The sequence below is a fragment of the Winogradskyella poriferorum genome (genome assembly GCF_050618035.1).
Taxonomy (GTDB): domain Bacteria; phylum Bacteroidota; class Bacteroidia; order Flavobacteriales; family Flavobacteriaceae; genus Winogradskyella; species Winogradskyella poriferorum_A.
This window is the reverse complement of sequence record NZ_JBODPY010000001.1, coordinates 109115-122147: the sequence shown is the minus strand read 5'-3', so window position 1 is coordinate 122147 and position 13033 is coordinate 109115. Positions and strand designations below refer to the sequence as shown.

Sequence of the window (13033 nt, the reverse complement as noted above, 5' to 3'; positions counted from 1 at the left end):
AGATTAGAATCGAGTACTGAGGGATAAGCATGCAGAAATTACTAACACAAATAAAAGGGGATAGAGCAATCTGGGCAATTGCGACGTTATTGGCTATCTTTTCTTTTTTACCTGTTTACAGTGCTGCAAGTAATCTCGCCTATACAGGAGGAACAGGTAATACATTCTCCTACTTTGTAAAGCATTTTATGCATCTTCTACTTGGGTTTTCTATCATGTATGGCGTTCATAAGGTTCCTTACAGATACTTTAGAGGACTATCCATGATTATGTTACCGATTGTGGTTGTGTTATTATTAGTAACCTTGCTTCAAGGGACAACCATTGAAGGGGCTAATGCAAGTCGTTGGATAAAAATTCCTATAGTCAATATGTCCTTCCAGACGTCCACTTTAGCTGCAGTTGTATTGATGGTATATGTCGCGCGCTATTTATCCAAAATAAAGGATAAAGTAGTTAGTTTTAATGAGACTATAATACCACTCTGGGCGCCGGTTTTCTTAATTCTAATATTAATATTACCAGCTAACTTCTCAACGACAGCAATAATTTTCACTATGATTATGATGCTGGCTTTTATTGGAGGTTATCCGATCAAATATTTGTTAATAATCATAGGTACTGGCTTAGTGGCCTTAACTATGTTTATTTTGGTGGCTAAAGCTTTTCCAGATGCTATGCCGAATCGTGTAGATACGTGGATGAGTAGAATTGAAAACTTCTCAAATGGTGAAGATACAGAAGCAGATTATCAAATTGAAAAAGCAAAAATTGCAATAGCGTCAGGAGGTATACAAGGTGTGGGGCCTGGTAAGAGTAGGCAAAAGAACTTTCTTCCACAGTCTTCTTCAGATTTCATATTCGCTATTATTATCGAGGAGTATGGTTTAATTGGAGGTCTTTTTCTCTTAGTGCTTTACAGCTGGTTGCTATTTAGAATTGTAATAGTTTCTCAAAAAGCAGATACCATATTTGGAAAGTTATTGGTCCTTGGAGTTGGTCTCCCTATAGTATTTCAAGCATTAATTAATATGGCAGTAGCAGTGGAATTATTTCCTGTTACAGGGCAAACTCTTCCGCTAATAAGCAGCGGTGGTACTTCTATTTGGATGACATGTTTGGCTATTGGTATTATACTAAGTGTTAGTGCAAAACGACAAGAAATTAAGAGTAAAGAAGATTTAGAAAACGATAATCCATTGGATATACTAAGCGAAGCTATATAATGGGTGTATATAAATTCATATTGTCAGGTGGTGGAACAGGAGGTCACATATATCCTGCAATTGCTATTGCGAATGAATTAAAAGAAAGACATCCAAATTCTGAATTTTTGTTCGTTGGAGCCTCTGATAGAATGGAAATGGATAAAGTGCCTCAAGCCGGATATAAAATTGAAGGCTTATGGATATCAGGTTTTCAGAGAAAAATTTCTCTAAAGAATTTGGTCTTTCCCTTTAAGTTGATTTCAAGTCTAATGCGTTCAAGAAAAATTATAAAATCATTTAAACCAGATGTCGTAATTGGGACAGGAGGTTTTGCTAGCGGACCTCTTTTAAAAGTGGCGACATCAAAAAAGGTTCCAAGTTTAATTCAAGAACAGAATTCTTATCCAGGAATAACCAACAGATTATTGGGAAAAAAAGTAGATAAAATTTGCGTCGCTTATGATGGTTTGGAACGCTTCTTCCCAAAGGAGAAAATAAAGCTCACTGGTAATCCTGTAAGAAAGGATTTAATTAGTTTTAAAAATAGCCAAGTTGAAGCAAAAGATACTTTTAAGCTCAAACATGGTAAGCATACGTTATTAATACTTGGAGGTAGTCTTGGAGCAAGGAGAATTAATCAATTAATCGAAAATCATATTGACTTCTTTGAAGCCAATAATGTTGAATTAATATGGCAATGTGGAAAGCTATATTATGATCAGTACAAGAGATATAGCAAACTAGATCACGTTCAGGTTCATGCCTTTTTAAACGAGATGGACTTAGCTTACAATGCAGGAGATATCATTATTTCTCGCGCTGGAGCCATTTCTGTTTCAGAGTTGTGTATAGTAGGGAAGCCAGTGATTTTCATTCCTTCACCTAATGTTGCAGAAGATCATCAAACCAAAAACGCCAATGCAATTGCGGATAAGAATGCAGCAATAAAAATATCAGAATCTGACCTTGATAGTCATTTTAAGGATGAATTTTTGGGTTTACTACTTAATGATGATAAGAGAACCATGCTTGCAGATAATATTAAAAAGTTAGCCTTAACAAATGCAACACAAGATATTGCTGATGAGGTAGATAAACTATTATATAGATAATGGAATTGGCAAACAAACATAACGTCTATTTTATTGGTATTGGTGGTATCGGTATGAGTGCTATTGCACGTTATTTTGTGGCCCAAGGAAAGAATGTTGCCGGTTATGATAAGACGGAAACAGAATTAACTAAGACATTGCAGGATTTAGGGATTGATATTCACTTTAAAGATGATATTGATCTAGTAACTGAGACATTTAAGAATAAGGAAAAAACATTGGTTGTATATACGCCTGCTATACCAAATTCGCATTCAGAATTAACCTTTTTTAAATCTAATGCCTTTAAAGTTTATAAACGATCAGAGGTATTGGGTGCAATTACCAAAGAAACAAATTGTCTTGCAGTTGCTGGTACTCATGGGAAAACAACAACAACAAGTATTTTAGGGCATTTACTAAATTATTGTAATGTCCCGGTTACAGCTTTTCTTGGAGGAATAAGTGAAAATTATAATTCTAACCTCATACTAAACGGAACCGAAGTTACCGTTGTAGAGGCTGATGAATTTGATAGATCTTTTTTAACCTTATCACCAAATATTGCAGGTATTACCTCTATGGATGCGGATCACTTAGATATTTATGGTGATGAGAAAGCGCTACATGATTCCTTTAAAGAATTTATAAAATGTATTAAACCCGAAGGAAAATTATTTGTTAAGAACGGATTGCCACTTAATGGAATAACCTACGGAATTGAAGATAATTCTGATTATTCAGCTCAAAATATAAGAATCGATAATGGATCTTATGTTTTTGATTTTAAATCACACGAAAAAATATATGAAGATTTCAGGCTTAGCCTACCTGGTAGACATAATTTGTCGAATGCAATAATTGCCTTGGCGATGGCTGTTGAATTTGGGTGCCCTCTAGAACAGCTCGCCAAGGGATTAGCATCTTATAAAGGTGTTAAAAGACGATTTACCTATCAGGTTAAATCAGACGATTTTGTATTAATTGATGATTATGCGCATCATCCTGAAGAAATCAAAGCTGTTCATCAGGCAGTACGCGAAATGTATCCTGGGAAGAAAGTTATGGCCATTTTTCAACCACATCTATACAGTAGAACACAAGACTTTGCTGCAGAATTTGCAGAAAGCCTATCGGAGTTTGATGAAATATTACTTTTAGATATATACCCAGCAAGAGAATTACCTATTGCAGGAGTTAATTCTAAATGGCTCCTTGGTTTAATAAAAAATCCATCGAAAGCCCTGGTTTCAAAATCAGAAATTATAAATAAGATTAAAGAATCAAATGCTCAGGTAATACTAACTATTGGTGCTGGTGATATAGGAGAAGAAGTTAAATTTTTAAAAGAAGAATTTAGCCTTGCGAATTAATTGGAATTACATAAAAATAATCTGTTTGGTGCTAATCGTTGGCTTTTTGTTTGCTTTTTCAAATCAAAGAAATAGCACTAGAAAAGTGGAGATAAAACCGCCTCAGTTTTTAGGTGAAAACAAATTGTTTATCACTGATGCAACTGTTAGTAAATTGTTAATACAAAATCAAGAGCATGTTACGGAGCAATCTAAAGATATTATAGATTTGAACGAGTTAGAAGAGGCCCTGAATTCTAACGCAATGATAAAGAAAGCAGAAGTGTTTATGTCAGTAAACGGTGAGCTTTTCACAGAAATTGAACAAAAAAGACCTATTGCAAGAGTAAGTTCAGAAGCATCGTATTACATAGATGATGAGGGTTCATTTATGCCTTTGTCAAATAATTTTACAGCAAGAGTACCTCTCGTTACTGGGAATATCAATAAAAATAAATTAAATACGGTTTTTCAATTTGCAAAAGCCGTTGATGAAGATGAATTTTTAAAGAAATATGTTATTGAAATTAGGCAGAATAATGACAATACCATAGACTTTAAAATTCGTAAAAGTGATTTTATTGTTCATGTAGGAACACTAGAAAAGCTCGGTAAGAAAATAAATAATTTTAAGGCTTTTTATCAAAAGGCATATAAAGATAAAATTTTGAACTCCTATTCGAGGGTAAGTTTAAAATTTGATAAACAAGTGATTTGCACCAAAAAGTAATCTATGGAAAATCATAACATAGCAGTAGGATTAGATATAGGAACAACTAAGATTGTTGCTATGATTGGTCGTAAAAATGAGTATGGTAAACTCGAAATATTAGGGGTAGGAAAATCTAAAAGTTTAGGTGTTCATCGTGGTGTAGTAAATAACATAACGCAAACTATCCAATCGATTCAGCAGGCAGCACAAGAAGCAGAAGTTGCTGCAGGAGAGAAGATTACTGAAGTTACAGTTGGTATTGCTGGCCAACACATAAGAAGTTTACAACACAGTGATTACATAACACGCTCTAATTCGGAAGTTGTAATTGATGAGGCAGATATTGACCGATTAATTAATCAGGTACACAAACTCGTAATGCTTCCGGGAGAAGAGATCATACATGTTTTACCTCAAGAATTTAAGGTTGACGGTCAAGCTGAAATAAAGGAACCTATAGGAATGTATGGAGGTAGACTTGAAGCAAACTTTCATGTTGTAGTAGGTCAAGTATCTTCAATTAGAAATATAGGGCGTTGTGTAAAAAGTTCTGGATTACAACTTGAAGGTATAACGCTAGAACCTTTAGCGTCCGCGAATGCAGTTTTAAGTCAAGAAGAGAAAGAAGCTGGAGTTGCCCTAATAGATATTGGAGGTGGTACCACAGATTTAGCGGTTTTTAAAGACGGCATCATAAGACATACAGCTGTAATTCCATTTGGTGGAAATGTTATCACTGAAGATATTAAGGAAGGGTGTTCTATTATTGAGAAACAAGCAGAGTTATTGAAAATAAAATTTGGTTCAGCATGGCCAGGGGAAAATAAGGATAATGAAATTGTTTCGATTCCTGGTCTGCGCGGAAGAGAACCAAAGGAAATAACATTAAAAAACCTTTCAAAGATAATTCATGCTAGAGTAGTGGAAATTATTGAGCAGGTCTATGTAGAGATAAAGAACTACGGTCATGAAGAGCAAAAGAAAAAATTAATAGCTGGTATTGTATTGACAGGTGGAGGCAGTCAGCTTAAACATTTAAAACAGTTAGTTGAGTACATAACTGGTATGGATACTAGAATTGGCTATCCTAACGAACATTTAGCTGGAGATAGTGATGATGATATTGCAAGCCCACTTTTCGCAACTGCTGTTGGATTGGTGATGGACGGTTTAAAGCGCCAAGAAAGAAAACAAGCAGAGTTGGTAGGTGAGATAGAGGAGAATGTAAATGATAGTTCAGAAGTGCCAACAGAGGAGGAAACCATAGGTGCGAAAGAGAATGTAGCAACCGAAAGGCGTTCCTTTTTAGATAAGTTAACGGAACGTGTAAAAGAGTTTTTAGATAACGCAGAATAAGAATCAATTAATTAATCAAAATAAAATCCCATAATCACAAGTAATATGAGTAATAGTAACGAATTTGGTAACATATCCTTTGATTTACCTAAGCATCAATCTAACGTTATTAAAGTTATTGGTGTAGGTGGTGGTGGTAGTAATGCCATTAATCACATGTTTCAACAAGGTATAAAAGGTGTTGACTTTGTTATTTGTAATACAGATGCTCAAGCACTTCAAAATAGTGGTGTTCCAAATAAAATTCAACTTGGTGTTAACTTAACCGAAGGACTAGGTGCTGGAGCAAATCCAGATGTTGGAGAGCAGGCAGCAGTAGAGAGTTTGGAGGATATCCGTAGGATGTTAGATACCAACACTAAAATGGTATTTATCACTGCAGGAATGGGTGGTGGTACAGGTACTGGTGCCGCACCAATAATTGCTAAAATGGCGAAAGAGCTCGATATTTTGACCGTTGGTATTGTTACCATGCCATTTCAATTTGAAGGTAAAATGCGTAATGAGCAAGCGCAACGTGGGATTGAAAAATTAAGGCAGCATGTAGATTCACTTATTGTCATTAATAATAATAAGTTACGTGAGGTATATGGGAATCTTGGTTTCAAAGCTGGTTTCTCTAAAGCTGATGAAGTATTATCCACTGCTTCGAGAGGAATAGCTGAAGTAATTACACACCACTACACTCAGAATATTGACTTGCGTGATGCGAAAACTGTCTTAAGTAATAGTGGGACTGCCATAATGGGATCAGCAACAGCCTCAGGGCAAACCAGAGCTCAGGAGGCTATAATGAAAGCTTTAGATTCACCACTTTTAAACGATAATAAAATTACAGGAGCCAAAAATGTATTGTTGCTAATTGTTTCTGGTTCACAAGAAATTACAATTGATGAGATCGGTGAAATTAACGATCATATCCAAACGGAAGCTGGTCATGGTGCAAATATCATTATGGGTGTTGGTGAAGATGAGTCGTTACAAGAGTCAATTTCTGTAACGATTATAGCAACTGGATTTAATATTGACCAACAGAATGAGATTTCAAATACAGAAGCTAAAAAAGTAATACATGAGTTGGAGGAAGCGCCTAATGAAGAGGTTAGTACAATAGAAAAAGAACCGGCTATAATAACTCCAGATATTGTTTTAGAAAAGGAATCAGAAATTGTAAGACATACGTTGGTAGATGATGAAGAGGAAATAGAGTCTAAAATACAAGCGGATAGTCTTGATGAAATGGACATTATTCCGACGACTGATTTACTTAAGAGTATGAATGTTGTTTATGAAGAGGTATTAGATAGAACATCTGAATTGCAAGAATCTAATGACTTTATCATAACACCTGTTACCTCTGTTAAGGAGGAAATAGTTGAAGAACCTGAAGAACAAATTACACTTACGTTCGATTTACCTTTATCAAATACTAAACAAGATGAAATTGAGAAACCAGAATCTAATGAAGAAAAGATGTTCTTTAGTTTAGATGATGAGGTTAAGGATATGGATGTTAACGAGCCAGTGGAGATTATTTCTGTTACAGAGGTAAATGAAGAAGGTGAAAAACGCTATGCTTTGGATGATTTTGAAACGTTTGAGTCTTCAATGAATACTGCTACTTCTCCTGAAGTTAAGGAAGAAATTGTCTTCGAGAAAAAAATCTTGCCTTTAGAAGAAACAAAAGAAGTGGTTGAAGAAGAGATTGATCCAATGAACAGTCCAATTTCAGAATTAATTAAAGCTAGGGCAGATGAAAGAAGACGTAAAATGAAAGACTTCAATTACAAGTTCAACAATGCTAAAATAGATGAAATAGAAAAAGAACCTGCTTACAAAAGACAAGGTGTGAATTTAGAAGATGCACAGCATTCTTCAGAAAATAATACTTCTAGAATGTCTGTTGGAACAGACGATAATGATGAAATTCAACTAAGAAGTAATAATTCATTCTTACACGATAACGTCGATTAATAGCAATTCAGTTTAATGTGTTTTATACACACCTGAGTCAAACCCAAAAAGTCCCTCAGCTTTTTGGGTTTTTTGTTTTTTAGCCTATTTCTAAAGGTTAAAACTTCTAAATGTTTAGTATCTTCGTACTCCAAAAATTTAAACTTATGAGTTTACAAGACGATGTAATGAAGGCCATGAAAACGGCTATGAAAGAAAAGAATCAAACAGCTCTAGCTGCCCTTAGAGCGATAAAGTCAGCCATCTTGTTAGAGCAGACTTCAGCCACTGGTGCAGATTCCCTCACCGAAGAGCAAGAGCTTAAGTTATTACAAAAACTTGTAAAACAGCGCAAGGATAGTGCTGCTATATTCATAGAGCAAGACAGAGAGGACTTGGCAACTCCAGAATTAGAACAAGCTGAGATTATTAATCAATTTTTACCAGAAGCTCTAAGTGAAGAAGAAATTGAAAAAGTAGTTGTAATGACCATCGATAATATTGGTGCAGAAGGAATGAAAGATATGGGCAAGGTCATGGGAATTGTAAATAAAGAGCTTGCAGGTAGAGCAGATGGTAAGACTATTTCTACAATTGTAAAAGCGAAGCTTACACAATAATAAAGGGCCACGTAGCTCAGCTGAATAGAGCACTGGATTTCGGCTCCAGCGGTCGTAGGTTTGAATCCTACCGTGGTCACGAATAAATCAAAAAAGCAAGCAAATAAAAAGCTTGCTTTATTGTTTTGTGTCTTTTCTGATTTTCAAAGCAGAGCTTTTTTAGGAAGAATAATAGCAAATCCTACCCTGATCACATTTAAAGTTGATTAGATTAAAACTTAGATCATTATCTGAGTTTTTTATTATTTGATGTTGAATTGATCTTTTTAACAAGATTTATATCTATCGTTATATGGTATCTATTTATGATGAAATTAATGTTCCGGATTTATATGTTAAAAGTCTTATTTTTGAATAATATAAAATCATAAGAATGAAAAGAATACTTGTTACTGGAGGTGCTGGTTTTGTTGGTTCTCATTTATGCGAAAGACTTTTGAATGAAGGCAATGAAGTTATCTGCTTAGATAATTATTTTACTGGTTCTAAGTGTAATATCGAGCACTTAATGGATCATCATTATTTTGAATTAGTAAGGCATGATATTATTAATCCATATATGATCGAAGTTGATGAGATTTACAATCTCGCTTGTCCTGCGTCACCAGTACATTACCAATATAATCCAATTAAGACCATAAAGACCTCTGTAATGGGTGCTATTAATATGCTTGGTTTAGCAAAAAGAGTAAATGCCAAAATTTTACAAGCTTCCACGAGCGAGGTGTATGGCGATCCAACGGTACATCCTCAGGAGGAGTCCTATTGGGGAAATGTAAATCCTATTGGCTTAAGATCTTGTTATGACGAAGGAAAGAGGTGTGCCGAAACATTGTTCATGGATTATAACATTCAAAACCAGGTAAAAATAAAGATTATTAGAATTTTTAATACTTACGGACCTAGAATGCATCCTAATGATGGAAGGGTTGTATCAAATTTTATTGTACAAGCTCTAAGAGGTGATGATATCACTATTTTTGGAGAAGGTACCCAGACTAGAAGTTTCCAATATGTGGATGATTTAGTTGAAGGGACTATAAGAATGATGAATAGTCGAGATGAGTTCTTGGGGCCTGTTAATATTGGAAATCCTAATGAATTTACAATGTTAGAACTAGCCCAAGAAATACTAGATTTAACAAACTCTAAATCCAAACTTACATTCAAACCATTACCAAAAGATGACCCTATGCAACGTCAACCAGATATTAGTTTGGCTAAAAAAGAGTTAAACGGATGGGAACCGAAAATTCAATTAAAAGAAGGTCTTAGGTATACAATAGACTATTTTGATAATTTATTAAAAGAAGGTTTTTAAAATAGAATATAACTATAAAAAGAGAGTCTCCACAAAGGGAAGACTCTCTTTTTATATATAGTCTTTTAGGTCACTACAGTGCAATAAACGCTTGTATGTGTGTTTGAAAATGATTGTTATCTATGCCACTATCTGAATTGTCTAGTGCCAATTTACCAATGATTTGGGTTCTAATTCCAAAGGTCTGTCTTCTATTAAGCCAAAATAATAATCCACCGCCCAGATTAAACGAAACATTTGTGTTATCAATCTTAAAAAATCCCACTCCAGAATTAGCATAAACATCTAACCAATCTAAATTAGGAAAGAGATGCTGTCCGAAATAATACTTTACATGAGTGTCAAATGATAAATAGGAGTAATCTTCTTGTAGAATTATGTTATCTATTTTTTCACCTTCTGCAAAAGAGTTTAAAGTTACAGATTGTTCAACTGCTAAACCTGTATTCCATTTTAATTCAACCGCTGCAGAAACTGGGGCATTGATAGCCCATTCATCCATGCCATTGAATGGAGATTTGGTTCCCTGGCTATTAATTGCATTTAATCCAATACTCAAAAACCATTCTTTTGTATCAGTACTATTTTGTGAGAAAATACTACAGCTAAAAAGGCAAATTATTAATAGCAAAAGTGGATTTTTCATAAAAAATATTTTTAATTAGTCAAAGTTAAACTTTAAAACCTATAAAACAAATAGATATGTCTCCTGAAGTTTAACTAGGCTCTAGGTCTGTGTTCAAATTTGACTATCTGAAATAAAAGAGCTTTTATTCTTTGGCGGTCTTTCCAAATCGCTTTTCGATAATTGGAATTTGATATTAATTTTATTAGTCTTTTTAAGATGTTCATTAAATGTAAGTATGCCGTAACTGTTTTAATCCAAACAACTCTCAATAAGTTATTCGAATGAATGTGTGTGAAGAGTTTTTTTGAATTTTTATAAGAGAGGTTTGAAAAATCCTTAAAAAGATACTTTTGTCTAAGTATGTATTCCTCAGTTTCCCTTGTTTTTAATTTACCTTTAATGATGTCATTCTCATGTTTTGCTATAAGCAGCAATGCATCATATGACGTGCGAAAATTTAGACCATTATAGAAATAGCCTTTATCATTAATTTGATGGTTTAGAATATTGTGCTCAAAGAGATGTGTTTTGTTCGGTATATAATAACTTTGAATCGTGATCCGATTTTTAATAATGCTTCTATTTGATAGTCCGTCAAAATCAGAATTATTAAAAAGCTTTTTGTGAAGTTCTAACGCACATATGTAATGATCGGTCTTAAGACGAGGTAAGTGTTTAGATTCAAAAAAATAATCTCCTAAAGTCATTTTAATTGGGTAATATTCTTTTTTGAAGAGTTCATAACTATAATCAATAGTATCTTTTTCAATTAGAATATCAATATCTCCAATCATGCGTTCTCCGAGATCCTTATAGTGACCACCTAATAATAAAGCTGTACCTTTTAAAAAAGTATACTTAATATGATGCTTATCTAGTAATTGAGAAATTGATTTAGCCTGGTGAATTATAGATCGGTTTCTATTGCGGTTTATTTCAGTTATTTGTTCCAAATAAATCTCGAGATCTTTGGGGATGGATTTTAAAATATTTTTCTCCTTTAGCCGGCAGTAGATTGTAGGTAGGATCAGATGTTCACTGGTAATTTTTACAAGTAGATCATAGTCTACATCACCATTTTCTAATTCATTTTTAAGTTCGAGAGTGTTTGACTTAAAGCTTAGAATATTGGCAATCAGCTGATATGTATTTAGTAGTTTTGCCATTTATAGGTAAATATAAATGCAATTATTTAAAGAGTTTGGAAACCACTTTCATCATTTCGTCATTATCGCTGTAGCTCAATTTATAACAATTGACCGTCTGAAGCCATTTGAGAAATGTTTCTGCATGATTTTGGTTATGTGATAACCAGGACTCTGGTATCAATCTTTCTAATATCACATCAACTCCAACTTTCTTCAGTTGGGTACTAGTGCCAATTTCGTAATTTACTAAAACAATGGACTTGCATGGATAATGTGACTCTGGCGGGTTATTAAATTTGTAATATCGGATTGGTCCTTTAGACTTATTTAAGATGACTTGAGGTAATTTATCATAGTCTTTTATAAAATTCTTCATTAAACCAGATGATGTGTCCTTAATAGATACACCATTTGGATTAAAGTAAATTTGGGAGTTTTTAGCCAGCATAGGTGATACATCGTCAGCTAACATGAAAAATCCGCAGGAAGCCAAAATAGTACTTATTGTTGTTTTACCACTGCCTGATTGGCCAACAAATAGTATAGCACTTTTACCATCTGAAATGGTCGTGCCATGAAAAGTACCTAACCAATCTTTTTCTTCATGATTATGAATTTCACAAATGATGTGCATTACGATTTTTCCTCGCAAAATGTGAATGTCATGTTTTGGTATTTTTAGAATACAGTTGTTATTTTTTAGTAATACGATTTCATCATGAATTAATAAAATATCGAAATATACATTTGAATTTAGATTGATCGCAATTTCATAGGATGAAAGCTGAGGGTGTATTAAATTTAAAAGTGCTAGAGAATTAGAAAATAGAAGTATTGATTTTTCATTAATTCGATAACACTTTTTATAAATTCTTAAATCATCATTTTTGGTGAGATCTGATTTAATCTCGTCATTAACATGCTCATTGGATGACTTTAAATATTCAAAAATCTGGTTACAAACTTCATGTCCATTAATGTCAGGATATGCAGTACTTAAATAACTTGTAAATTTTTGTGGATTTTCTGATTGTAAATAAAGATCCAGGCTCGTTTTAAACTTAGTGTCTACGATACTATATCGATTCGATTTGATATACCAGAGCACCCAATGGTCATCATATAAATATTGCAACGTTGGGGCAAAGTGATTGTTCAAAATTAAAAAAGTCTTTAACCAGTAATTGGATCGCCTCCTGGATCAGGAGGAGAGTCTGCTTGAGCTTTTTGTGGGTTTAAAATCATAAATGTGCCTACAGCAGTAATGGCGGCGTATTTCCCCATTTTTTTAATGGCCTCCTTACGTGAAATTTGGTCATTATTCGTAGTTTTCATAATAGTGGACTAAATTTAGGTTAAAAATAGTAAAATAATTTGTTTTAGTTCAGCGTCCATAACATAATTAAGGCTTATATTATAATGTTAATAGGTTTAATAAATAATCTATTTGAACTAATTCATTTTAGTTTAGATTTGTTGACAAAGGTTGCTTCACAAGTAAAGCTCATTTATTAAAATGATATAATACTTTTACTAAGCTAACGAAGTGTACAAATGTACTAGGTTATTTAGTTAGAGATATTTAATAAATTAATGAAACTATTCGTATAGTATTGTGGACATCTTACACCTAAAGAATGGCTT

Annotated in this window: 12 protein-coding genes and 1 tRNA gene; 9 read left to right on the top strand and 4 right to left on the bottom strand. The window is 33.7% G+C overall.

Annotated features, from left to right (window positions below):
• Positions 1 to 29: 29 nt before the first annotated feature.
• From ACRHOC_RS00595 to ACRHOC_RS00555, 9 genes are all read left to right on the top strand, one after another.
• Entirely contained in the window at positions 30 to 1226 is a 1197-nt protein-coding gene (locus tag ACRHOC_RS00595) for an FtsW/RodA/SpoVE family cell cycle protein (RefSeq protein WP_431156551.1), read from the top strand.
• Positions 1226 to 2320 (top strand): undecaprenyldiphospho-muramoylpentapeptide beta-N-acetylglucosaminyltransferase, encoded by a 1095-nt coding sequence (murG, locus tag ACRHOC_RS00590; RefSeq protein WP_431156550.1) that lies wholly within the window; start codon positions 1226 to 1228, stop codon positions 2318 to 2320. The genes ACRHOC_RS00595 and murG overlap by 1 nt, the downstream gene beginning before the upstream one ends.
• On the top strand, positions 2320 to 3672 hold the full coding sequence (gene murC, locus ACRHOC_RS00585; protein ID WP_431156549.1) for a UDP-N-acetylmuramate--L-alanine ligase: 1353 nt from the start codon (positions 2320 to 2322) through the stop codon (positions 3670 to 3672). Before murG ends, murC begins: the two co-directional genes overlap by 1 nt.
• Positions 3673 to 3718: 46 nt before the next feature.
• The gene (locus ACRHOC_RS00580; RefSeq protein ID WP_431156548.1) at positions 3719 to 4381 is read left to right on the top strand and encodes a cell division protein FtsQ/DivIB; all 663 of its coding nucleotides are present in this window, start codon (positions 3719 to 3721) and stop codon (positions 4379 to 4381) included.
• 3 nt (positions 4382 to 4384) lie between these two features.
• A complete protein-coding gene (gene ftsA / locus ACRHOC_RS00575) occupies positions 4385 to 5719 on the top strand; it encodes a cell division protein FtsA (RefSeq protein WP_431156547.1) in 1335 nt (444 codons plus the stop codon).
• A 45-nt stretch (positions 5720 to 5764) separates the two neighbouring features.
• Positions 5765 to 7693 (top strand): cell division protein FtsZ, encoded by a 1929-nt coding sequence (ftsZ, locus tag ACRHOC_RS00570; protein ID WP_431156546.1) that lies wholly within the window; start codon positions 5765 to 5767, stop codon positions 7691 to 7693.
• A gap of 146 nt (positions 7694 to 7839) precedes the next feature.
• Positions 7840 to 8292, top strand: a complete 453-nt coding sequence (locus ACRHOC_RS00565) for a GatB/YqeY domain-containing protein (RefSeq protein ID WP_431156545.1) — start codon at positions 7840 to 7842, stop codon at positions 8290 to 8292.
• 5 nt (positions 8293 to 8297) lie between these two features.
• A tRNA-Arg gene (locus ACRHOC_RS00560) sits at positions 8298 to 8371 on the top strand.
• 294 nt (positions 8372 to 8665) lie between these two features.
• A complete protein-coding gene (locus tag ACRHOC_RS00555) occupies positions 8666 to 9613 on the top strand; it encodes a UDP-glucuronic acid decarboxylase family protein (RefSeq protein ID WP_431156544.1) in 948 nt (315 codons plus the stop codon).
• Between the two features lie 73 nt (positions 9614 to 9686).
• Here the strand turns inward: ACRHOC_RS00555 and ACRHOC_RS00550 are convergent, their stop codons facing one another.
• The 4 genes from ACRHOC_RS00550 to ACRHOC_RS00535 form a co-directional block, all read right to left on the bottom strand.
• Entirely contained in the window at positions 9687 to 10259 is a 573-nt protein-coding gene (locus ACRHOC_RS00550; protein WP_431156543.1) for a hypothetical protein, read from the bottom strand.
• Positions 10260 to 10333: 74 nt separating this feature from the next.
• Positions 10334 to 11407, bottom strand: coding sequence for a nucleotidyltransferase family protein (locus ACRHOC_RS00545; RefSeq protein ID WP_431156542.1), 1074 nt, complete (start codon positions 11405 to 11407; stop codon positions 10334 to 10336).
• Between the two features lie 22 nt (positions 11408 to 11429).
• Positions 11430 to 12548 carry a hypothetical protein gene (locus ACRHOC_RS00540; RefSeq protein ID WP_431156541.1) on the bottom strand — a complete coding sequence of 373 codons (1119 nt, stop codon included), beginning with the start codon at positions 12546 to 12548 and terminating at the stop codon, positions 11430 to 11432.
• A 14-nt stretch (positions 12549 to 12562) separates the two neighbouring features.
• Positions 12563 to 12724: a hypothetical protein gene (locus ACRHOC_RS00535; protein ID WP_431156540.1), complete on the bottom strand. Its 162-nt coding sequence runs from the start codon at positions 12722 to 12724 to the stop codon at positions 12563 to 12565.
• Positions 12725 to 13033: the final 309 nt, after the last annotated feature.

Bases quoted from the DNA above. Each gene is read 5' to 3' on its own strand.
- ACRHOC_RS00535 (WP_431156540.1), bottom strand. From the start codon at position 12,724: ATGAAAACTACGAATAATGACCAAATTTCACGTAAGGAGGCCATTAAA.
- ACRHOC_RS00555 (WP_431156544.1), top strand. From the start codon at position 8,666: ATGAAAAGAATACTTGTTACTGGAGGTGCTGGTTTTGTTGGTTCTCAT.
- ACRHOC_RS00545 (WP_431156542.1), bottom strand. From the start codon at position 11,407: ATGGCAAAACTACTAAATACATATCAGCTGATTGCCAATATTCTAAGC.
- ACRHOC_RS00595 (WP_431156551.1), top strand. From the start codon at position 30: ATGCAGAAATTACTAACACAAATAAAAGGGGATAGAGCAATCTGGGCA.
- ftsA (WP_431156547.1), top strand. From the start codon at position 4,385: ATGGAAAATCATAACATAGCAGTAGGATTAGATATAGGAACAACTAAG.
- murC (WP_431156549.1), top strand. From the start codon at position 2,320: ATGGAATTGGCAAACAAACATAACGTCTATTTTATTGGTATTGGTGGT.
- ACRHOC_RS00565 (WP_431156545.1), top strand. From the start codon at position 7,840: ATGAGTTTACAAGACGATGTAATGAAGGCCATGAAAACGGCTATGAAA.
- ftsZ (WP_431156546.1), top strand. From the start codon at position 5,765: ATGAGTAATAGTAACGAATTTGGTAACATATCCTTTGATTTACCTAAG.
- ACRHOC_RS00550 (WP_431156543.1), bottom strand. From the start codon at position 10,259: ATGAAAAATCCACTTTTGCTATTAATAATTTGCCTTTTTAGCTGTAGT.
- murG (WP_431156550.1), top strand. From the start codon at position 1,226: ATGGGTGTATATAAATTCATATTGTCAGGTGGTGGAACAGGAGGTCAC.